The sequence below is a fragment of the Mesorhizobium sp. B3-1-6 genome (assembly GCF_006439555.1).
GTDB lineage: Bacteria > Pseudomonadota > Alphaproteobacteria > Rhizobiales > Rhizobiaceae > Mesorhizobium.
The window spans coordinates 90,157-111,536 of sequence record NZ_VFTM01000017.1 but is presented as its reverse complement, the minus strand read 5'-3'; the positions used below and the strand labels follow the sequence as shown (position 1 = coordinate 111,536).

Genomic DNA, 21,380 nt, shown 5'->3' with positions numbered 1-21,380 from the left:
CATGGCGCATCGTCCAGGCGACCTTTGGTCCACAAAATTTGTGCGACGCCAATGGAAAGCCATTGCGCGATCGGCCGGCCGGGCGCACCATCACGACCAAAGAACCGGAAGCCGAGAGAAAATCAATCCGGACCAAGGGGGGGACGCGCATGACACTCGAAGTCATCGGGGCCGGTTTCGGCCGCACCGGCACGTGGTCGACTTTCGCCGCGCTGAACCGACTGGGCTTTCCGAGCTACCACATGCAGGAAGTCATCATCAACAAGGCCAACAAGGGCCACCTCGACTTCTGGCGTAAGGTGGCGAACAGCCCGCCGGGCAGCCAGCATGACTGGAACCGGGTCTTTTCCAACTACCGGGCGACCGTCGACAATCCGGGCTGCTGCGTGTGGCGTGAGCTGATGGCCGCTTATCCCGACGCTAAAGTGCTGTTGACACTGCATCCGCGCGGAGGCGAAGCCTGGTATGACAGCACAATCGACACGATCTACTTCACCGAGAACGTCTGGCAATTCAAAGTGCTGGAATGGCTCACACCCTTCGGCCGCAAGTTCGGCGATATGTCGCGCAAGCTGATCTGGGGCCGAACGCTGAAGGGCGTGATGAACGACCGCGATAAGGCGGTGGCGCGCTACAATTCCTATATCGACGAGGTGAAGGCGGCGGTGCCGCCGGAGAAGCTTTTGGTGTTCAAGGTCAGCGACGGCTGGGCGCCGCTCTGCGATTTCCTCGGGGTCGCGCTGCCCAACGAGCCCTTCCCCAATCTCAACGACCGCGCCAGCATCAAGAAGATCATCAACGAGATGATCATGGGATCCTATCTGATGCTTGCCGGCGTTGCGGTCCTGATCGCGCTGGCGGTCGGCGGTTTATGGTGGTGGCTGGGATAGCAACCCCCGATCCGTCTGCCAGTGCCCGCAGGCGGCCGCGATCAGAACGGCAACCGGATCTCGTCGAGGTGGTTCGACTGTTCCGGCCAGCCAATGTCCTTTTGGACCTCCGCCGGCAGTTCGTTCAGCTGACGCGTCGTGCGGCGGCGCTTGCTGGCCTGCTCGAAGGCGGCGCGGATTCGGTTAAGACTTTTGAACATGGAAACCTCCATAGATCAGCGGCGGAAAACCGGTGCCGCCTCTTCCCGGTGCCGCTTTTGCGATGCGTCTGTAACCGGTGGATTGCGCGCGAACGGTGAAATGCTTCACGAAACCGGAGGGGCTTGAAACATATGCATGCAAACTAATTTGTGGGATCGACCATGCGGCGGCGCGCCAGTCGCCGAACTGCGTGCCTGCAATGTCGGACGCTTGGTCTTATCGCCGATACATTCAGCCGAGAGGGAGGGCGCGCGTTACTCCGGCGCCTGCGCATCCGATCCGGTCTGCTGCGCGGTCCGCGCTGAGAGCCGGCCTTTACGGACGAGCGCCGGCTTTGAATATTCTTTCTTCATGGCCAAGTCCCCAAGCTGCACGGAAGGGTGCGGCATCCGAATAGACGTTGTCAAGCGAAGGCCCGCCTTCCAGGAGGCGACGTCCTACGCCGCCACCTTCCCGCCTCGCGCCACTGCCCTGCCCGCGCGATAGACCGTGCGATCCCTCGACACCGCGACCACCGCTTCCGGGACATGCTCTGCCTTCAGCGCGACGAAATCCGCTTTGGCGGCGACGGCGATGCCGTAGCCCTCGAGCCCGAGCACCTTGGCGCCGGCATGGCTCACCACGTCGAAAGCGGCTTCCAGTTCCCGGTCCTCGTAGAAGCCGGAGCGGTAGCCGATCATGTTGGCGCGGTTGAGCATGTCGCCATCGCCATAGGGCCACCAGGAATCGCGGATGTTGTCGGAGCCGGCGAAGACCGTGACGCCCGCTTTGCGCAGCGCCGCCACCGGCGGGAAAGGATGATCGCCGGGCGCGTTGGTCATGATGGCGACGCCGGCGGCGGCGATCCGCTCGCCGGCTCCGGCCAACGCATCGGCGAAGATGTCGCCCAGCCCGTAGGCGTGACTGACGGCGACTTTTCCCTGCATGCCCAGTGCCGCGGTCCGGGCGACGATCTCCTCGATCTCGAACAGGCCAAGCGTGCCGCGGTCATGCAGGTGGATGTCGACGCCGGCGCCGTGCTTTTCGGCAAGGCCGAAGACGACATCGAGATGGCCTTTCACATCGCGGTCGAAGCTTGCCGGGTCGAGCCCGCCGATCAGGTCGCAGCCGAGCTTGAGCGCCTCGTCGAGCAGCTCCGCGGTGCCTGGCGAGGACAGAATGCCGCTCTGCGGGAAGGCGACGAGCTGGATGTCGATCAAGTCGCGGTATTTCTCCCGCACGCCAAGGATCGTCTCGACATGCTTCAGCCCGACCGCGGCGTCGACCATGACATGGCTGCGCATGGTAAGGCTGCCATTGCCGACGCAGAGCTCGAGCTGGCTTTTCGCGCGCTCTTCCATCGGCGCGGCCTGCTCGAGATTGCGCATCTGGAAGGCGACCCGCTCGCGCACGTCAAAACCATTGGTGCAGGGAATGTGCGGGCGCCAGGCATCGCCATAGAAGGAGGTGTCGAGATGGATATGACCCTCGACGAAAGCCGGCAGCACGAGCTGGCCGGCGAGATCGATGGCGCCAGCCGGCGGCGTCGTCGCATTGGCTGCAGGCACGATGGCGCTGAAACGGCCGCCGGCGACGGCGAGGTCGGCGACCGTGCCGTCGGCAAGCCTGGCGTTGAGAAAATGAGTCTGGTCCACGATGCAATCCATTGAAAAGGAAAGCCTCAGTCGTCGCCGGCCGGGCGGACCAGGTCAATGCGGATCGAGGGAGAAAGTGTTTCGCCTTCGCCTTCTCCCCCTTGCGGGCCCCCTTGTGGGAGAAGGCGGATCGGCGCGCAGCGCCGAGACGGTTGCTGGAAGGAATGAGGCGCCGGTGAGGGCCGCACGGCCACGGCTGAGCAAGCGATATCGCCAAGCTGGAACACTCCTCGTCCGTCCGAGCTTCGCTCGGCCACCTTCTCCCAAACAAAGGGGAGAAGGGAAGAGCCGCCATATACCGTTTTCGCGGAAGTTTCAGCGGGCGGCAAATGTGCCATGGTGCAGTCTGCGGTATGAGGCCGCCGTGGTCGACGCGGACGCCCAAGCACATCCCCAACAATGCGCCCCCAACGGCCGCGTCGACCATGAACGGAAATGGCAACGGCGACCTTGCCCTAGGTCGCCGCTTTTTTGATCGGCCCCGCTTTTGGTCAGCCTTGCGTGCCGGCGTATTCGGCGACCAGCGGCTCATATTCCTCGAAGGACGGCAGCGCTTGGTAGCTGTGCGCGGCCGATGTCGTCGCCCAGGGCAATTTCTCACTGGTCCAGGTCTCGATGAAGGGCGCGAACCAGGCATGCTCGTCGAGCATGGTCGGGCGCAGGTTGACGAACCAGTCGATCCCTTCCGGTCGGGTGAACATCCAGGTCATGCAATAGCCGCAGAAATAGTGTTTCGATGCGCCATGCAGGCCGCCGACCACCGGCTCGCCCTTGGTCACCTCGAAACCTTCCGAGGGGATTGCCGCGCTCAGCGAATAGGCGCTGGACGACATCGACTGGCAGCCGGTGCAATGGCAGGCCATGGTGAGCAGCGGCTTTGCCGAAATCTTCAGGCGCACGCGGCCGCAGCGGCAGCCGCCTTCGGCGGGAAGATCGAGGGTGGGCAAGATAGGCTCCTTGGGTTGGGTTATTCCTTCTCCCCTTGCGGGAGAAGGTGTCGCCGAAGGCGACGGATAGGGGTGCTCCACAAGGGGAGAAGGAAGAAAGCGCTCAACTCCCAACCAGCTCCGCCGTGGTCGTCATCCGCGCGCCCTGCCCCTCGAAGGCCTCGTTGTGGCGAGCGATGATATCGGGCGCCTTCTCCTTCAGTGAATCCAGCGTCGAATGCGCGTCGGAGACCACGGTGACCCCAAGCCCCTCGGCGAAGGCTCCCTTCACGGTAGCGGCGACGCAGAAATCGGTCTGGGCACCAAGGAGCACGACGTCGTCAGCACCCTGCCCCGCCACCCATTCGGCGAGGTCGGGGTTGGAGAAGGCGTTGCCGACGCTTTTGCCGAAGGTCGGTTCGTCGGCGGCCTGGCCGAGCAGCGGCCATACCGGCCAGCCGGAAGCGCCCGGCGCCAGCGGGTCGCCCTCCGGCCCGTCATGGCGGATGAACGCCACCTTGCGGCCGGAACGCCGCGCCCAGTCGATCAGCCTGCGGGCGCGCTCGGCGATCGTGTCGGCGTCGTGGATCGGCGGCTCGAAACGGCCGTCGAACATGTTGGTCTGCAGATCGATGACGATCAGCGGCGCAGCGGCGGAGGGGGCGGTCTCTGGCATGGCGGCGAAGATAGCGTGGGTGGGGGATGGGTCAAGAACAAGACAGCGCCGAAACGCACCATCCGCGGCCGGGGCCGTCGAGGCCGGTGGCGCATGGCTGCCGTTGGTGCTGATGGGGGTAAGCGCGGTGCTGCTCGACGTCGGCGTCGTCGGCGACCAGACGCTGGGCCGCCGTGCCGTCAATCTTTTGCAGCCGAAGGCACGTGGCCGCATCAACGGGCTATTCGTCGGCATCTTCTTCATCGGCGGCGCAATCGGCTCGCTGCTTGCCGGCATTGCCTGGGCCTGGGGCGGCTGGAACGCGGTGTGCGCGGCCGCCGCGGTGTTCGGTGTGATGGCGCTAGTGGTGGACTGGCTGGAGTAGCGCCGCATCTTTCTCCTCCCTCGAGGGGGAAATAACGCGCCTCGCCAGCCTGTGCCGCCAATCGTCCTGCTATCCGCCTAGGCATTCCTCGGGTCGGCCACGCATTGCGGAATCGCGCGGGTGGCGGCGATCAGCTTGCCGCGCATTTCGGAAGGCCGGCGCAAATTCTGCCAGTAGGCGCCGATGCCCTTCATTTCCGTGCCCTGGCCACCGCCGAGCGCACCGTCGGCGCCGACCAGCATCGTCACGATCTTGACGCCGCAGGCAAGGTTGCGGTCGGGATCGGTGATGTCGACCTCCGACTTGAAGCCGCAATGGTATCTCTGCTCGTCCGAAAGCGACAATTGCAGCAAGCCGATCGAATACTGGTCCTGGTCCTCTTCCCAATAGGCGGCGGAGCTGCTGTTGACGGATTCCGCGCTGACCAGGTCGGCAAGCAGCGTACGCCAGAACACAGCGCGGCCGCCGCGGTCCTGGCGCAGATAGCCGGGGCAGAAAACCCCTATGTCGGAAGGCTCGAGACCGCTCAGCGGCTTTTCGGCATCGATCAGGTAGGTCAGCTTGCGCGTCACGGTCTTATGATCGACCATTTTTGTCAGCGCGCCCTGCCCCGCGAGGCAATTTTTCGCGAAAGCCTGCGCCTCCGGCTGGGTGGTATGCCCGTGGGATTTCCACTGGTCGGTGCAGGACGGCCGGGACGCGACAACGGGCGCCACCGCTGGTGAGGCGGCCGGCGAGGCGACGGCCACTTTGGCAGGCTTCGGTGTTGCGGCCTTCGGCGTGGCAGCCTGGGGCACGGCGCTTTCGATGACCTTGGGGTTGGCGCAGCCGTCGAGCACCACGGCAAGTCCCGCCAATGCCACGACGATGCGGATCAGCCTGAACCGAACTCCGGCATGCAATCGCACTGAGCCGCCAGCGTACAAATCCCCCTCCGAGCAGTAAACACAACGGACCAGCCCGGCCTCTTAAGGTCACTCTGCCAGATCGGTGGTGGCCTGTCACCCGATCCCGCCAGTGATCGTGAAGGTTCCCTTACAGTGCCCGTCGGGCAGGCGCGCGATGGCCGTGACGATCGAGCCATAGGCGCCGCGCCAGACGCTGTGGAAGCCCTGATGCGTCGATGCCGGCACGACCACCCGACCGGTCTGGCGGTTGCCCTCCGCCCGCATGACGACAGGCTCGCCATTGACGTGAACCTTGACCGCGGCCGGCTCGTCCGCGCCGACGTCCAACACGATCGCGATCTCGTCGGTGTCGCCGGAGCGCGTCGTCTCGGCGGTCAGCGCCAGCGTGAGCGGCGCATCGCCGGCAGCCGCTCCCCTGCCTTCGAACACATCGCCGGCCAGCGCCGGCGTGCGCGGCGGAACGGTGCGGCGTCTGGTGGCCCGCTCATAGTCGCCGGCGATGGTCAGCAATGCCACGTCGTCATAAGCCTTGCCGGCGAAGGTGAGGCCGACCGGCATGCCGATATCGGCCATCGTTCCCATCGGCACCGTCACCGTCGGGATGCCGAGATGGCGCCACACGAGATTGCCGTTGGCGACCCAGGTGCCGTTGCGCCAGGCAAGCCGTGCGGAAGCCTCGTCGGCGTCGGCATCGGCCGGACCGACATCGGCGACCGCCGGCAGCACCACGGCGTCGAGGCGGTTGGCATCGAGCCACTCCTCGAAATCGATACGGCGCGTTGTCTCCAGGCCTTTCAATCCGGCCTCGATGGTGGGAATGCCCTCGAGCGGCGCCACGCCCTGCTTCGCCCGCTCGACATACTGCGCCAGATCGAAATCGACCTCGCCATAACGGTCGCGCAAGGTGCCCGGCGGCTGCGGAAAGATCTTTGCGCCGTCGACCGAAGCAAGATCGGGGATCGCGGGATCGGCATTGGCGCGCAGGAAATCGTCCCAGGACCAGATGGACAGGTCCCAGATCTCGCGCTCGGCGAATTCAGCCGGCACAAGGCCACGGTCGACCATCGACAGCACGCCCGGACGATCGCGCTCGTAGTTGGAGACGACGGGGAAATCGACCTCGACCACTTCAGCACCGAGCGCTTCGAGATCGCGCGCCGCCTGACGCCAAAGCTCCAGCACCGAGGCGCGCGTCTCGATCGGCCGGTCGGCGCCATCATCCTTGCCGATATACATTTTCGGCACGCCGAGGCGTTTGCCCTTCAGCGCGCCTTGCAGCGGAAGCGCGGCGTAGCTCGCCGGCCGCAGCGCCGACGTTTTCGGGATCGCCACCCAGGGCTGCACGCGCCAGAAATCGCCGCGCGTCTCGGCATCGTCGGCGACGATCACGTCGAGCAGCTCCAGCATGTCGGGAATGGTCCGCGTGTGCGGCACCACCACATCCATGGTCGGCACCAAGGGCCAGTTGCCGCGCACCGAAATCACGCCGCGCGATGGCGTGGAGGCCACCAGCGCGTTGTTGGAAGCGGGCGCGCGACCGGACGACCAGGTTTCTTCGCCGAGGCCGAAGGCGGCGAAGGACGCGGCGGTCGCCGTGCCCGAGCCGTTGGACGAGCCGGAAGCGAAAGCGGCGGTGAGGAAGTCCTTGTTGTACGGACTCTCGGCGCGGCCATAGACGCCGCGCTGCATGCCGCCATTGGCCATCGGCGGCATGTTGGTGAGGCCGATCAATACCGCGCCGGCGGCGCGCAGCCTGGCGATGGTGAAGGCGTCCTCGCCGGCAACGAGATGCTGGAAGGCGGGCGAGCCGGCGGCGACCGTCAGGCCCTTGGCCTTGTAGCTGTCCTTGGCGGTGTAAGGGATGCCGTCGAGCGGGCCGAGGGCTTTGCCCTCTCGGCGGCGGCGGTCCGAAGCTTCCGCCTCCTCGAACATGTTCGGATTGAGGATAGGGACCGCGTTCAGCGCGATGCCGTGGCGGTCGTAATGCGCAATGCGGTTGAGATAGGCACCGACCAGCTCGACGCTGGTGACGGTGCCGTCTTCCAGCCCGCTGCGCAGGTCGGCGATCGAGGCTTCGACGAGGTGGAGGTTGAGCATGATGGGACGGGACGCTGACTGGTAGGTTTGTCTATCCACCTAGGATGACGGCGCGCACGTAACTTGTACAGTGAACTCCCCTGTCCCCTTCGGCGACATCTTCCTCGAGGGGAGATTAAGCGCCCTAAACCCCCAGCACGTCCTTCACCCTCTCTCGCGTGTAAGGCAGATCGTATATGCGCTTGCCGGTCGCATTCCGGAATGCGTTGGCGATGGCGCCAGCGGTAGGGCCCTGTGCGGCTTCGGCGACGCCGAGATAAGGCGTGCCGGGATTATCGACGACTTGCACCTCGATATTGTCGGGCACCGCGCTGAAGCGCAGGATCGGATAGGTTGACCAGTCCGGACTCAAGATGCGCGTTCGATCGAAATGCACGGCCTCGTAAAGCGTCCAGCTCATCGACTGCAATATGCCGCCTTCGGTCTGGTTGATAATCGAATCCGGGGCGACGGCCTCCCCGCAATCGACCGCCGCAACGACGCGCAACACCTTGATCGCGCCGCTGTCGCTGTCGACATCGGCCTCCAGCGCAAGGGCCAGATAAGCGGCGTGGTTCTTGTATTTGGCGAAGGCGAAACCCCTGCCCCGGCCTTCCGGCAAAGCATCCCTCGACCAGCCGAATTTTTGCGCCGCGACCTCGATTACCTTTTTGGCGCGCGGGTCTTTCAGGTGGCGCAGGCGGTATTCGACCGGATCGGCGTTCGCCGCCACCGCCAACTCGTCCATGAAGCTTTCGATGGAGAAGACGTTACAATAGGCGCCGAGGCCGCGCAGCGCGGACACGCGCACCGGCATGTCGGCGACGAAATGCCAATTCACGCGCTGGTTGGGCACGTCATAGAGCGGGATCGCGTTGCGGTCGCCATTGCCGAGCGGAGAGATTTGCAGCTCGGCGGGATCGGGCGGGAAATGCCGTTCCATCAGCCTGCCGGCGATCAGCGATCCGGCGGAACCCGGCCGCGTGCCATGGTTGTTGCTCCACAGGTCGTAGTGCCAGTTCACGATGTTGCCGTTCTGGTCGAGCGTGGCACTCGCCCTGGTCAGCATCGCCGGTCCGTATGGCTCCCATAGATGCTCCTGGTCGCGCATCCATTGCACGCGCACCGGCTTGCCCGGCACTTTCTGCGCGATCAGCGCGGCGTCGGCCGCCGCATCGTCGGCGCCGTTGTGGCCGTAGCAGCCCGAGCCCTCGGTGTGGATGCAGCGCACCTTCTCCTGCGGCACGCCGAGCATCTGGGCGATCGCCTTGCGATCGGGATAGACGCCTTGCGTATGCGTCCAGACCGTCGTCAGGCCATTGTCGAGCATGGCCACCGCGCTCGATGGACCGATAGAGCCGTGCATCTGGTAGGCGCGCGTGAATTGCGCCTGGAGCGTCCTGGCGCCCGGCGCGCTGTCGGCGCCGACGGAGGTCACCGTGCCGACTTTCGACACGGCCTTTTCCAGGAAAGCCGAAATATCGTTGGGGTCGGGAAGCGCAGGCTGCTCCTGCCACTTCGCGACGACGGCCATGGCGCGCATGGCCTTCACGGCCTGGAACTCCTGCTCGGCGACCACGGCGAGGAAATCACCGTCGCGCACCACGGCGATCACGCCAGGCATCGCCTTGACCGCGACATCGGCGAAGTCGGCGAGCTTCGCGCCGTAGCTCGGCGGCCGCACGACGCGGGCATGAACCATGCCCGGCGGGCGCATGTCCTGGACATAGGCCTCGCCGCCGGTGACCTTGGCCGGGATGTCGACCCGCGCGAAAGGCTTGCCGATCGCGCGATAGGCTGCCGGCGGCTTGAGCCTGGTATCCGCCGCCGCATCGACATGAAGGAAATCGGCCGAGACCAGTTCGCCATAACCGGCCTTGGCGCCGTTCGGGCCGACGACCGCTCCCGCCTCAGCCTTCAGCGCCTCGACCGGCGCGCCGAACTTTTCGCTGGCCTTGGCGATCAGGATCTGCCGCGCCTGTGCCGAAGCATAGCGGATGGCGGTGCCTGAATTCTGGATCGTCTGGCTGCCGGCGGTGTAGCCTTCATTCGGCGTCAGCGCGGTGTCGGCGGTGATCAGTTTGATCGCCGCCGGCTCGACCTCGAGCTCCTCGGCCGCGATCTGGCGCAGCGACGTCTTGGTGCCCTGGCCAAGCTCGGCCTTGCCGGTGAAGACGGTGATCGAACCGTCGGCGTCGATGCGGATCCAAGCGTCGAGCGAGGGCGTATCAGCCAGACTGCCGGGCAATTCGGGTTTCGCCGTCTGGGCGCCGGGCGCGCTCGGTACCTCGCCCTGCTGCGCCTCGGCGGGGATGGCGAAGGATACGACCAGCGCGCCGGCTCCCGCCAGGAAGCCGCGGCGGGTGACATCGGGAAGCAGGTTCGGTGCGTTCATCATCCCCTCCCGGTGGCGGCTGCCGGCGCCACGTTGCCGGCGGACTTGCCCCGCATCAGGTCGCGGGCGCGGGCCACGGCCCGAAGGATGCGCATATGCGTGCCGCAGCGACAGAGATTGGGCTCCAGCGCCTGCCTGATGTCGGCGTCGGCGGCATCGGGCTTTGCCTCGAGCAGCGCCTGCGCCCGCATCATCATGCCGGCAATGCAATAGCCGCATTGCGCCGCCTGTTGTTCGATGAAAGCTTTTTGCATCGGGCCGGGATCGTCGATGGTGCCAAGGCCCTCGACCGTCTTGATCTCGCGCCCCTCGACCAGCATGGCCGGCGTCAGGCAGGAAAAGACCGCCTTGCCGTCGACCATCACCGTGCAGGCGCCGCACTGGCCGAGGCCGCAACCGAACTTTGCTCCGTTGAGCTTCAGATCGTTGCGCAGCACATAGAGCAGCGGCGTCGCCGGATCGACGTCGACGTCATGTGACGTGCCATTGACGTTGAGCTTGACCATCAGTCCTTGGCTCCCACATTGTCCGGGCTGCGCTCGATGCCGTCCGAAGGCCGGACGCTGACCCGGTATTTGCCGCTCCTGGTGTCGGCGGTCTTCGCTTTCGCGTCCGCCCATGCCGGCTTCTGGGCATAGGCCTCGCGCAGATAGCCGAGCAGGTCCGCCACCTGATCGTCGGTCAGCGTCGCGGCGAAGCCCGGCATGATCGGGCTCTCCCGGCCGCTCGCCGCCGGCAGGCCAAAGAGCACGACGTTGATTGCATTTTGCGGATCGCGCGCGGCGATCGTGCTGGAGAGATGGAAATCGATGCCGCCGAAGGGCTGCGGGCGGCTGCCGTCATGGCAGGTGGCGCAGGCCGCCTGGTAAATCGCGCCGCCGCGGCTTGTCGGGCTGCCGGTGGTGGCGCTGGCCGGTATCGGCGTGCCACCCTGGTCGATCGAAAGCTTCTTGCGGATGTCCTCGGCTGCCGCCGCGCGCTCCGGCACCGGCTCGCCCATTTGGGAAACCAGGTAAGTGGCGATGGCGCTGATGTCGGAATCCGGCAGTCGGCCGAGATTGCCGGTGACCTCGGCCATCGGTCCGTTGGCCACGCCGTGATCGGCATGCCAGCCCTGGCGTAGATAGGCAAAGAGGCTGTCATGCGTCCATGGGATTGGCGCGGAGGACGATCTGTCGAGCGCGAAGGCATCCCAGCCCTCTGCTTCGCCGCCTGCCAGATGCGCGCCTTTCCGCTCGGCGCCCAGCAGGTTGCGCGGCGTGTGGCAGGCGCCGCAATGGCCAAGCCCTTCGACGAAATAGGCACCGCGGTTCCATTCGGCGCTCTGCGAGGCATCCTCGCGATAGGCGCCCTTGTCGAAGAAGAGCAGCTTCCAGCCCGCCAGCACGAAGCGCAGGTTGAGCGGGAACGGCAGCTCATTGGCGGGAGGTCGATTCTCCACGGCATGCCGCGTCATCAGATAGGCATAGAGCGCCTTGTTGTCCTCGTCGGAGACCAGCGTGAAATGGTCGAACGGGAAGGCCGGATAAAGGTGATCGCCGTCGCGCTCGACGCCTTCCCGCATCGCCCGGCTGAAGGCAGCTTCCGACCAGCGCCCGATACCGGTCTTGGGGTCCGGCGTGATGTTGGTGGAATAGATGGTACCGAATGGCGTCGGCACCGCCAGCCCGCCGGCGAAGGACTTTCCGCCGGGCTTGGTATGGCAGGCCGTGCAGTTGCCGACCGAAGCGACCACCGCCCCCTTCACGATCAGCGCGTGGTCGAAGGAGGCGCGTTGCGGCGGTTCGATCGGGTCGATCGCCGGCTTCCAGGCATAGGCGGCGAAACCCGCCAGGCAGACTACAATGAGGATGAGAACGCCGGTCCAGAAGCGTTTCAAGGAGGTACTCCTTGCGTGAGTCGGGCGGGCACGCGTCGCAGGCGTGGCGCCATGCGAGGAGAACTAGGTTCGAGCCGCGGGGCGTCAATGACAAAGCACCTCACAGCGTCTTGCTGTCGAACTGGCCGTTTTGCCTCATAAGATCGATGTAGGTCTTTGCCCGGGCGTTGCCGTGTTCCGTCGCCTTCAGGAACCATTTGGCTGCTTCCGGATAGTCCGGCTTTCCCAGTACTCCGAGATAATAGAGTTGACCCAAGCTGAACTCGGCATCGGCATTGCCTGTTTTCGCAGCTGCCAGCCACCAGAACTCGGCGGCTTTGCCGTCCCTGGCGATGCCTATGCCGTTTGCGTAGGCATAAGCCACCCACAGCTGGCTTGGAACGTCACCCTGCTTGGCCGCCTTCAGCCACCATGACGCTGCCTCGGTGTCACTCCTGGCAACACCCTTGCCCGTCGAATAGGCAGAGCCTAGCGCTGACTGCGCAGGGATGTAACCTTGCTCAGCCGCTTTGCGATACCAGACGACAGCTTGAGCATCGTCCTTTCCAACGCCGCTGCCCAGAGCGTAAGCGTTGCCGACAGCGGCTTGCGCGTCCACCTGGCCACGCGCAGCGGCCTTCATCCACCATTGGAACGCCTTGCTGAAATCCTGATCGACACCGTGACCGCGCGCATAAAGCGTCCCGAGCAAACTCTGCCCGTTCGGGTCTTCATTGTCGGCGGCTTTTCTCACAAAAGTCGCCGCAACCTTGTCGTCTTTCTCCACGCCCTCGCCGACGTAATAGGCTCGACCGATGCCGTAGGCAGCCCGGGCGTTTCCTCTATCCGCAGCCTTCCGCCACCAATAGAGAGCCAACTGGCGATTCTGCGCGACGCCTTGGCCCTGCCAGTACAGGCCCCCGAGACCATACTGGCCATCGGGATTACCCATATTCGCCAGTAAAGAAAGCTGGCGATACTCTTCCGCATAGTCCTTCGCCAGAATGGCGGCCTGTGCCTTCCTTATTGCGGACCACTGCTGGTAATAATTCAGGACTGGCCCAAACAGAACGAAGCCGGCCAGCACCACTAGGGCGAGGCATAGGGCAGGCCCGGGACGCGGCGGACGTGGACTATAGACTTCCGTCTGCGACCTACTCGGCCATTCGAAATTGCTCAAGATCACCCGCCCATTTGCAACCAACAGTAGTTGATAGTGCAAGTTGGGGCAGAACTGAAATATAGCTCCAATGAAATGCTACTCTGGCGCCCCCGCGAACAGCACCGTGCCATCGCCTCCCGCGGCCGGCCAGTCGCGGATGGTGCGGTCGATCCCGCCGGTCAGAAGCGTGCCGTCGGCGGCGAAGGCGACCGAATACATGGGACCGGTGCCGGGGTCGAACTCGGCGATCTCGGCGCCGGTGTCAATATTCCAGATGCGCGCCGTGCCGTCGAGCGAGACGGAGCCGAGCCGCTTGCCGTCGGCCGACAGGGCCAGCGCGTAGACCGTGCCGGAATGGCCCTCGAAACGTCGCACTTCCTTGAAGCTGTCGAGGTCCCAGAGTTTTATCGTGTAGTCGCCGCTGCCGGTCACCGCGTGGTGGCCGTCGGCCAGGAAGACCGCGCCATAGGCGCCGCGGTCGTGGCCGTGCCAACTGCGCAGTTGCTTGCCCGAAACGATATCCCAGAGCTTCAGCTCACCGTCGATGCTGCCCGTGAGCGCCCTGGTGCCATCGGGCGACATGGCGACGGAGTTCACCGACCAGTCATGGCCCGGCAGCACATGCGACACCGTCCCCTTCTCCAGGTCCCAGACGACGACGGAACCGGTGTCGTGGCCGCTGACGGCGAGTTTGCCGTCCTGGCTGACCTTCAGTTGCCGGACGCCGCCGTTCGCCCCTGAGGAGAAGACGTGCAGCACCGTGCCGTCGGATAGCTGGCGCAGCACGATCTCGCCGTCGTCGCCGGCGGTCAGCGCGGTCTTGCCGTCGGGCATGAAAAGCGCGCTGCGCGCCATGTCCTTGTGGATGCCGAGATCGCGGATCAGCCGCTTGCCGTCGATGTCCCAGAGTTTGATCATGCGGTCGGTGCTTGCGCTCATGATCTCGTGGCCGTCGGCCGACACCGCCAGCCAGACGACGGCGTCGCGGTGGCCTTCGGGCGCGGTCGGTTGGGCCGGAGGCGCCAGTGGAGGCGGCGCCACTATCTGTGGCGGCGTTGCGGGCGCGAGCGCCGTCTGCTCGGTGGGCTGTGCCGGTTGGGCAGGCTGCGGCGCGATGGCTGGCGGCGACGGCGGAACGGGAGCCGCAACTGGCTCTGCCGGCGGCGTGGGTTTCGCGATTTCTTCCTGCGCGGGTGCGGGCGCGGTTGGCTTTGCGCTCGCCTCCGGCGTGGTCGGTTTTGCGCTCGCCTCCGGCGTCGTCGGTTTTGCGCTCGCCTCCGGCTCGGGCTTCGGCTCGGATGGCCGAGGCGCCGGCTCCGCCGGCGCGGTGGCGACTTCCTTCGCCGATTCGCCGGCCGGCTCCTGCGTCCGCCAAGGGCCGAACTGGTCGGCGACGATGACGAGCAGCGCCAAAGGCGGCAAAGCGAGTGCTGCGCGGCGCAGCCGCGGATGGCCGGCCGGCGCGATCTCGGCGTCGCGGCCGAACAAGGGGGTGGCCGGATCGTGCCTGGCGGCGCCCAGCAGCAGGCCGGCGAGGAAAAGCAGCCCGGCAAGGACCGACAGCACGCCGGCCACGCCGAAGACTTCCAGCCGCGCCGTCGCCAGCGGCTTGCCGCCCAACGCCAGACAGAGCTTGGCGAAGCAGGCAATGCCGACGATCAGCATCGCCAGCGCCAGCAGCCTCTCGGTCGATCGCTTCATCCACCCCCCGTTCCTCCCGCCTGAATGCGGAAGGCGCATCAGCCATCCTAGCCGAGCTTTCTTGCCAGGCTAAGTGCACGACATCACACGAGGAAAGATTAATCTGCTTCGGCCTCCGGGCGCGTTCTTCCGCCCAACGACGGCCGGCTTTTCAACTTTACTGGACCGGCGGACCAATATCCCGCCGACTAGCTCGAGGCGTTGAGGTCTTTCTCTTCGTTGAGCGCCGGTCGCGCGAACAGAAAACCACACTCCCCAAGAATAAAGAACTCAACCACTCGCATTGGTTGACAGGAAACGCTCTTATGACATTATCCGGCGGGGATTTTCAGGAGAGCCATTAGCATGAAGAAGATTTATGAGAAGCCTATCTTCGTCCGCAAAGGCAAGCTTTCGACGGTCACGGCATTGAACAGCCCTTCCAACCCCCTCCCGGGTTGATCATCGGGAATAGCGATCGTTAGGCCCGACTGGGAAGCAGCCATAGGCGCTGCTCACGTTGGCGCGAGCGTTTGGAGAGGTTTTTTATGAAGAAGGTCTACGAGAAGCCCAACCTCATCCGGAAGGGCAGGCTTTCGGCAGTTACGGCGAACGCTCCGGTTTCGACGGACTGATCGGCCTACGATCGAACATACCGGCTTGGCATGTTGGACCGACAGCTTGTTGTCGGCCGGCATGCTGTTTTGGGTGAATCGGGGACTTCGGAATATGAAGAAAGTTTATGAGAAGCCAACCTTCGCCAGGAAGGGCAAGCTTTCGGCCATCACGGCAATTAACGGCGCCGGTTCAGGTCCCATCAATGGAACCGGGCCGGTGATCTGACCGGTTATCCCGCGCCTCTTGATAATACGCGAAGGCCGACGCCGGCAATCTCGGCCTGACGATCGCACAACTTGATCGGCGTCGAGCAATTCGGCGACTTCAGCGCACCAGCACCAAACCGTCCAGCACAGCTTGCCAATAGTGCTTCGTGGAAATGCGCACGCGCGTCACCGCCTTCAGCATCGGTGCGTAGTGGACCGGAGCCAACGCCGAGAGCGCGATCTCGTCGCTGGCGACCAGTTCGTCATCGAGCCAGCTTTCGACCAATGCGACCTCGCCTTCCGAAGCCAGCCATGCGGCGGTGAGCATAATCGAATGAAAGCCGAAGGGTGTCGTGCCGGCAAACTCCGCCGGGTGGCCGCTGCTGGTATAGGCGACGCGGCCGCGTGAGAGATTGCCGTTGAGATAGCCCTCGCTGTCCTTGACGTACTGGCTCGTCAGGGCGTTCAGGTTGCGCCAGTCGAGACCGGCATGGCCGCAGGGGATTTTCTGAAAAGGCAGGGCGGTGACAGCGTCGAAGTCGACCGTTTCGAGTGCCGCATCGGCTGCGATCGCGTCCGATCGCAAAAGTCCGAGATCGGCCGGATAGGGGGTAAGCGCCAGGCGACGGTCGAGACCCGATCCAGAGATCGTCAGCGTGTCGGCGTCGGAGGAGAGACCGACAAGGAAGTCGCCAGGCAGTAGCGCTCTGGTTTCCAGCACCCTGCCCTTGCCCATGACGTGAAGCGCCGCTTCGGTCGCTGTCCTGCCGCGAATGAAACGTCCTGGCGAGAGACCGACCGCCTTCGGCAAGTCTTCGCCGGCGAGACCTGACGGCGCGCCGGGCATGGTGTCGAGGCGCAGCGACTGATCTTCATTGCCGGTGCTCACGCGCCAGCCTTTCGGCACCGAGACCGAAAACCGGTAGGTTCCGGGCGCGCGCAGTACAGCCCGATGTTTCTTCGCCGACATGACGAAATTGGCGAAGCCGCCATTGTTGGTTCGCACCGCGGCGAGGAATGCGCCCTTTTCGTCATAGGCCCTTACCACGATGCCGGCGATCGGCCGGTCGGCCTGTCCGAACTTGCCGTCGCCGTCGACATCCATGAAGACGAAGGACGAATAGTTGAGCGCTCCGCGGCTGCCGCCCCAGGCTGCGCGCGGCGCATAGTCGCCCGCCGCATTGGGGTTGCCGCGCGCCCTGCGGCGCTTGCGGCGCCAGCGCAGCGCGATCGCGACGAGAGCTACAGCGCCGGCAACGACGAGGGCGGAGATGAGGGCGACGAGGATGGTATCAGCCATTGCGAGGCGGCAACGGCTGGAGACACGTGTTCAAGACCACGAGCATGAAATTTTACCCCGTCCAACTCTTCAGCAGATTAGCGCTGGACACCAACACCGCAAGTCGTTGCTGTGGAAGGCGCATGATTGAGACGCCGGCGGGAGAACGCCTGTGCTAGCGAAACTATTGGACCACGGTTCTACCAGCAGGAGGCTTTCCCCAGGTGTCGAACGGCCGCTCTGGTCGAATGCTTGACAGAAACCACTCATTTGAGATCATCTGCTGGAGTATTGGAGGGCAACCCATGAAGAAGACTTACGAGAAGCCGGTTTTGATCCGCAGAGGCAAGCTTTCCGCGATTGTGGCGGGCTCGCCTCCGCCCGCTCCGCCCCCATGATCGGGCACTCAGGATTTTGATTCTCAACGATCCCCGCTACGGCGGGATTTTTTGTTTTCTCACCCCAACTCCACCCAGACCGGCGCGTGATCGCTGGGATTGTCGCCTCCCCGCACGTCGCGGTCGATGCCGGCCGCTTTCAGTTTCCGCGCCAGCTTCTTCGACAGCAATATGTGGTCGAGACGCAGGCCCGCGTCGCGCGGCCAGCGGTTCCGTCGATAATCCCAGAAGGTGTAGAGTTTTTCTTGCCTGGGAAAAACCTTACGCAGCGCGTCGGTCCAGCCCTGCTCGATTAGCGCGGCAAAGGCGGCGCGGCTTTCGGGCTGCACCAACGCGTTGTCGTCATAAGAGCGGGTGGCATAGATGTCGCGCGGCTCTGGCACGATGTTGAAGTCGCCGGCCAGCGCCACCGGCAGGCCGGTGTCGAGCAGTTGCTCCGCATGCGCCGCGAAGCGCTCGTGCCAGGCGAGCTTGTAGTCGAATTTCGGCCCCGGCCGCGGGTTGCCGTTGGGGGCATAGAGGCAGGCGATGACGACGCCGTCGACCGCCGCCTCGATGTAGCGCGCCTGGCGATCGGCATCGTCGCCGGGCAGCGCATCGCGCGTCAGGACGGGCTCGGAGCCGCGCGCGAGGATCGCCACGCCGTTCCAGGTCGGCTCGCCCTTCCACACCGCGCCATAGCCGGCTTTGGCGAGCCGGGTCAGCGGAAACTGCGTGTCGCGCGCCTTCAACTCCTGCAGGCAGACGACGTCGGGCTTTGCCTTGGCGAGCCAAGCCAGCAGGTTTTCCAGCCGGCTGTTGATGTTGTTGATGTTGAAGGTGGCGATCTTCATTTTTGAATGCCGAAGGCGCCTCTCGCCTCGTCATCCTCGGGCTTGACCCGAGGATCCATTCCGTTACGTTCGCCGTGGAGCGCGGCGGAGCAAAATCCTGAACCGTTGCAACGCTTTAACGTCACGGCATGGATCCTAGGGTCTGCGCGCGTCGCTTCGCTCCTTGCTTCGCCCTAGGATGACGACCGATGTGGACGCTCCGCCCACGCCTTTGTCGTCTCCGCCACCGTCTTCAGGTGATCCCCCGTCGAAAATCCCGAGATCGCCTTTCGCGGCTTGAGGTCGTGGTCGCCGTCCTCCAGCCAGATCACCTTTATTGCCGAGGAAAGGCCGTAGGTCGCGACTTCCTCCTTGATGCCGAACTCGTCGCGCGTGCCTTGAAAGATCAGCGTCGGCGTCTTCAGATCAAGGAGATGCTTTGTCCGTAGTTGCTCCGGCCTGCCCGGCGGATGGAACGGATACCCAAGACAAATCAAACCAGCGATCTCGCCCTTGGCGTACATCTCGTCGGCGACCATCGAAGCGACACGACCACCCATCGACTTGCCGCCGATGATCAGCTTGCCGGTCACGCCCTTGGCGCGCAGGTCGAGGATCGCCTTCACATATTCCGGGTTCACCGTCTCGGCGCGCGGCGGCGGCTTGCGATGGCCGTAGCGGCGCACCGCCATGTAGTGGAACTCGAAGCGCGCGACCTGGAAACCGGCGGCGGCCAATGCCTTTGCGGTGGCCGTCATGGAAGGCGAATCCATCGACGCGCCGGCGCCATGGGCGAGCAGGATGGTGACGGAGGCGGTGTCGTCGCCGTCGAAGAGGAAGTGGGTCATGGGGTGGACTTTCGGGAAGGGCCGCGTTCCTTCACACCCCCCTCTGCCCTGCCGGGCATCTCACCCGCGAGGAGGGAGATCAGCCGTCGCGTCGGCTTTCGCCAACCGCTAGCGGGGGAGGAAAGGCGCGGCGCATGAACTGCTAATCTCCCTCCTTGCGGGGGAGATGTCCGGCAGCACAGAGGGGGGTGCTCAAGCGCGAACATCTCGCTCACCTGCTATATGCAGATCGACGAACTGGATGCCCTTCTGTGCAGTTCGCGCCCATTCAGACTCTGCGTCCAACTCCAGGTACCGTACCCAGAGCCGCCGCGCTTCCACCAGATGGCCAGCGTCGAACTCCAGCCGCGCCAGGTTGAACACCGGGTCGGCATAAGTTTTGTCGAGCGCCATCGCCTTCTGCAAATGCCGCCGCGCCGAGGCAACCTTGCCCTCGTCGCTCATCAGCCCGGCAAGATTGAACCAGGCTTCGACGAAGCCCGGATCGAGTTTAATGGCGCGGGCATAGTCATGCGCCGCCTCGGCAACCCGGCCGGCGCCGCGCAGGCAGTTGGCACGGTTGAAGGCGGCAATCGCATCTTTGGGATCGATCGCCAGGCAGCGCTGGTAAAGGGCCGCGGCATCGTCGTGGCGCCCCTCCTCTTCCGCCATCTCCGCCTCGGCAAAGAGTTCCTCCAGCGTGTCGTCTTCCGGCGAGCCGAGATCGAACAGCAATTGGCCGTCGAGCTCGCTTCGGCCCTCGTCGAGATAGATCGCGTCGGGCCGGCCATGCTGCGAGCCGAGGTTGAGCGACTTGGCGGTGAGCGAGGCGACCGGGCCGGAGCGGTGCACCGAGCGGGCGATCGCGCCCCAGGACGCACCGCTGGCGATCAGTCCGGCATATTTCCTCGCCAGGATCAGGTCGCGGAAGGAATAAGGCTCGGCGTCATGCTCGAAGGCGTCGAACAGCGACAACATGTCGAGATCGCCGCCGGCAAGCCGCGACTGATCGATCAGCGATTGCCGGGAGAGCGAGGACGTCTCCGGCGCCTTCATCAGCCCGAGCAGGCGCAGGAAACCGTTCTCGCTGATCAGGATGCGCCCGGCGGCTCGCTCGGTGGCAACACGGCGCTCGATCTCGGCATCGCCGGTCCTAGTCAGGCCTGCCTTGGCGAGAAGCGCGCGGCCGAAGACGACATGAGTGGTGCGGCGGGTGACGCCGCGCCTCAGCTCCGCGTGGCGGCGCTCGACCTCGCGCACGGCAAGCCGCAACGGAAAGGCGGCCAGCGCGCCGACGACGCCAAAGACGGCGCCGGGAACGATCACTGGCCCTGCATTTCCCGTCACTTCTTGCTCTTGCCGACGGCCTTCAACAGGTTCGCCTTCAGCGGATTCTCAGGCGCGCCGCCGCCGGCGGCCGCCTTCCTGGCGGGCTTTGCGGGCGCTTCCTCGGCCTTGCTCTTCGACTTGGCCGGGGGTTTCGCCTGCTGCGATAGGCTCGCTTTCAGCGCATCCATCAGGTTGATGACATTGCCGCGCTCGGGCGCCGCCGCGATGATCGGCTTGTGCCCTTTGAGCTTCTCGCGGATCATCGCCATCAGCGCCACCTCGTAGCGATCCTCATAGTTCTTCGGATCGAAGTGGGTTTCCTTCTGCTTGATCAGCGCCTCGGCCAGCTGCAGCATTTCCGCATCGGGCTTGGCGTCCGGAATATTTCCGAAATATTCAGTGGTGCCGCGCACTTCGTTGGGGTTCCTCAAGGTGCAGACGAACATGCCGTTCTCGCGCGCGCCGATCGTCACCACGCGCTCGCGGCTGGAAAGCACCAGGCGGGCGATGGCGACCTTGCCGGACTTGCGCATCGCCTCGCGCAGAACCGCGAAGGTTTCCTCGGCCATGGCGCCGTCGGGCGCCAGGTAATAGGGCGCGTCCTGGTAGATGACGTCGACCTCGCCTTCGTCGACGAAGGCCTCGATGTTCATCGTGTGATTGGATTCGATCCTCACCGCATCGAGGTCGGCGTCGTCGATGATGATATATTGCTTGTCCTCATATTCGTAGCCGCGCACTAGGTCTGAACGCTCGACGAGGCCGATCTCGGGATCGACCGGCTTCATGTTGATGCGGTTGTGGGTCTTCTTGTGCAACTGGTTGAACGAGATGCGCTCGCTCGCGCTGGTGGCCGGATAGAGCCGGACCGGACAGCTGACGAGACTGAGCTTGAGGTAACCTTTCCAACTTGCCCTGGGCGCCATGATGAACTCCTACGCGGCCATGCACTGACACTATGTTGGAGCATGGTCTTGTCCAAAAACCGGTTCCCACTTTTTGGGACCATGCTCTGCAGCGCTTCGTCCGTAGGACGAACAGCGCCGTGGAAATCCTACACCGACCTTTGATCGTAGCGGTAAAACCCTAGCGAAGTGTTTTCGGGCGGAGTTGCGACGGAGGATAGTTCAAATTGTATCGA

17 protein-coding genes and 1 pseudogene are annotated in these 21,380 nt (G+C 64.6%); 2 read left to right on the top strand and 16 right to left on the bottom strand.

Going from position 1 to position 21,380, the window contains the following annotated elements; genetic code table 11:
- Window positions 1-149 precede the first annotated feature (149 nt).
- Complete coding sequence (locus FJ414_RS16885) at window positions 150-890, top strand: sulfotransferase family protein (protein ID WP_140645495.1); 741 nt, start codon at window positions 150-152, stop codon at window positions 888-890.
- Window positions 891-931: 41 nt separating this feature from the next.
- On the opposite strand, the gene FJ414_RS31500 is transcribed toward FJ414_RS16885, so the two are convergent.
- The 4 genes from FJ414_RS31500 to FJ414_RS16865 form a co-directional block, all read right to left on the bottom strand.
- Window positions 932-1,090 carry a hypothetical protein gene (locus tag FJ414_RS31500; protein WP_181167012.1) on the bottom strand — a complete coding sequence of 53 codons (159 nt, stop codon included), beginning with the start codon at window positions 1,088-1,090 and terminating at the stop codon, window positions 932-934.
- Between the two features lie 438 nt (window positions 1,091-1,528).
- Complete coding sequence (locus FJ414_RS16875; protein ID WP_140645493.1) at window positions 1,529-2,737, bottom strand: amidohydrolase family protein; 1,209 nt, start codon at window positions 2,735-2,737, stop codon at window positions 1,529-1,531.
- Between the two features lie 479 nt (window positions 2,738-3,216).
- On the bottom strand, window positions 3,217-3,672 hold the full coding sequence (locus FJ414_RS16870; RefSeq protein WP_140645492.1) for a GFA family protein: 456 nt from the start codon (window positions 3,670-3,672) through the stop codon (window positions 3,217-3,219).
- 103 nt (window positions 3,673-3,775) lie between these two features.
- A complete protein-coding gene (locus tag FJ414_RS16865) occupies window positions 3,776-4,327 on the bottom strand; it encodes an isochorismatase family protein (RefSeq protein ID WP_140645491.1) in 552 nt (183 codons plus the stop codon).
- A gap of 103 nt (window positions 4,328-4,430) precedes the next feature.
- Between FJ414_RS16865 and FJ414_RS16860 the strand changes: the two are divergent.
- Window positions 4,431-4,691 (top strand): annotated as a pseudogene (locus FJ414_RS16860) (MFS transporter); the annotation flags it as partial.
- A 77-nt stretch (window positions 4,692-4,768) separates the two neighbouring features.
- On the opposite strand, the gene FJ414_RS16855 reads toward FJ414_RS16860, so the two are convergent.
- The 12 genes from FJ414_RS16855 to FJ414_RS16780 form a co-directional block, all read right to left on the bottom strand.
- A complete protein-coding gene (locus FJ414_RS16855; protein ID WP_140645490.1) occupies window positions 4,769-5,599 on the bottom strand; it encodes a hypothetical protein in 831 nt (276 codons plus the stop codon).
- Between the two features lie 93 nt (window positions 5,600-5,692).
- Window positions 5,693-7,696, bottom strand: a complete 2,004-nt coding sequence (locus FJ414_RS16850; protein WP_140645489.1) for an amidase — start codon at window positions 7,694-7,696, stop codon at window positions 5,693-5,695.
- Window positions 7,697-7,820: 124 nt separating this feature from the next.
- The gene (locus FJ414_RS16845) at window positions 7,821-10,070 is read right to left on the bottom strand and encodes a molybdopterin cofactor-binding domain-containing protein (RefSeq protein ID WP_140645488.1); all 2,250 of its coding nucleotides are present in this window, start codon (window positions 10,068-10,070) and stop codon (window positions 7,821-7,823) included.
- Entirely contained in the window at window positions 10,070-10,576 is a 507-nt protein-coding gene (locus FJ414_RS16840; RefSeq protein ID WP_140645487.1) for a (2Fe-2S)-binding protein, read from the bottom strand. Before FJ414_RS16840 ends, FJ414_RS16845 begins: the two co-directional genes overlap by 1 nt.
- Window positions 10,576-11,949: a cytochrome c gene (locus FJ414_RS16835; RefSeq protein WP_140645486.1), complete on the bottom strand. Its 1,374-nt coding sequence runs from the start codon at window positions 11,947-11,949 to the stop codon at window positions 10,576-10,578. Before FJ414_RS16835 ends, FJ414_RS16840 begins: the two co-directional genes overlap by 1 nt.
- 100 nt (window positions 11,950-12,049) lie before the next feature.
- Window positions 12,050-13,108 (bottom strand): tetratricopeptide repeat protein, encoded by a 1,059-nt coding sequence (locus FJ414_RS16830; protein WP_140645485.1) that lies wholly within the window; start codon window positions 13,106-13,108, stop codon window positions 12,050-12,052.
- Window positions 13,109-13,186: 78 nt separating this feature from the next.
- Window positions 13,187-14,791 carry a WD40 repeat domain-containing protein gene (locus FJ414_RS16825; protein ID WP_140645484.1) on the bottom strand — a complete coding sequence of 535 codons (1,605 nt, stop codon included), beginning with the start codon at window positions 14,789-14,791 and terminating at the stop codon, window positions 13,187-13,189.
- Window positions 14,792-15,712: 921 nt separating this feature from the next.
- Complete coding sequence (locus FJ414_RS16805) at window positions 15,713-16,894, bottom strand: hypothetical protein (RefSeq protein WP_140645481.1); 1,182 nt, start codon at window positions 16,892-16,894, stop codon at window positions 15,713-15,715.
- Window positions 16,895-17,330: 436 nt separating this feature from the next.
- Window positions 17,331-18,104 carry an exodeoxyribonuclease III gene (gene xth, locus FJ414_RS16795; protein WP_140645479.1) on the bottom strand — a complete coding sequence of 258 codons (774 nt, stop codon included), beginning with the start codon at window positions 18,102-18,104 and terminating at the stop codon, window positions 17,331-17,333.
- A 173-nt stretch (window positions 18,105-18,277) separates the two neighbouring features.
- Window positions 18,278-18,931 (bottom strand): alpha/beta fold hydrolase, encoded by a 654-nt coding sequence (locus FJ414_RS16790; RefSeq protein WP_140645478.1) that lies wholly within the window; start codon window positions 18,929-18,931, stop codon window positions 18,278-18,280.
- 192 nt (window positions 18,932-19,123) lie between these two features.
- The gene (locus tag FJ414_RS16785; RefSeq protein ID WP_246672420.1) at window positions 19,124-20,257 is read right to left on the bottom strand and encodes a tetratricopeptide repeat protein; all 1,134 of its coding nucleotides are present in this window, start codon (window positions 20,255-20,257) and stop codon (window positions 19,124-19,126) included.
- Window positions 20,254-21,165 (bottom strand): Ku protein, encoded by a 912-nt coding sequence (locus FJ414_RS16780; RefSeq protein ID WP_140645477.1) that lies wholly within the window; start codon window positions 21,163-21,165, stop codon window positions 20,254-20,256. Before FJ414_RS16780 ends, FJ414_RS16785 begins: the two co-directional genes overlap by 4 nt.
- Between the last annotated feature and the right edge of the window lie 215 nt (window positions 21,166-21,380).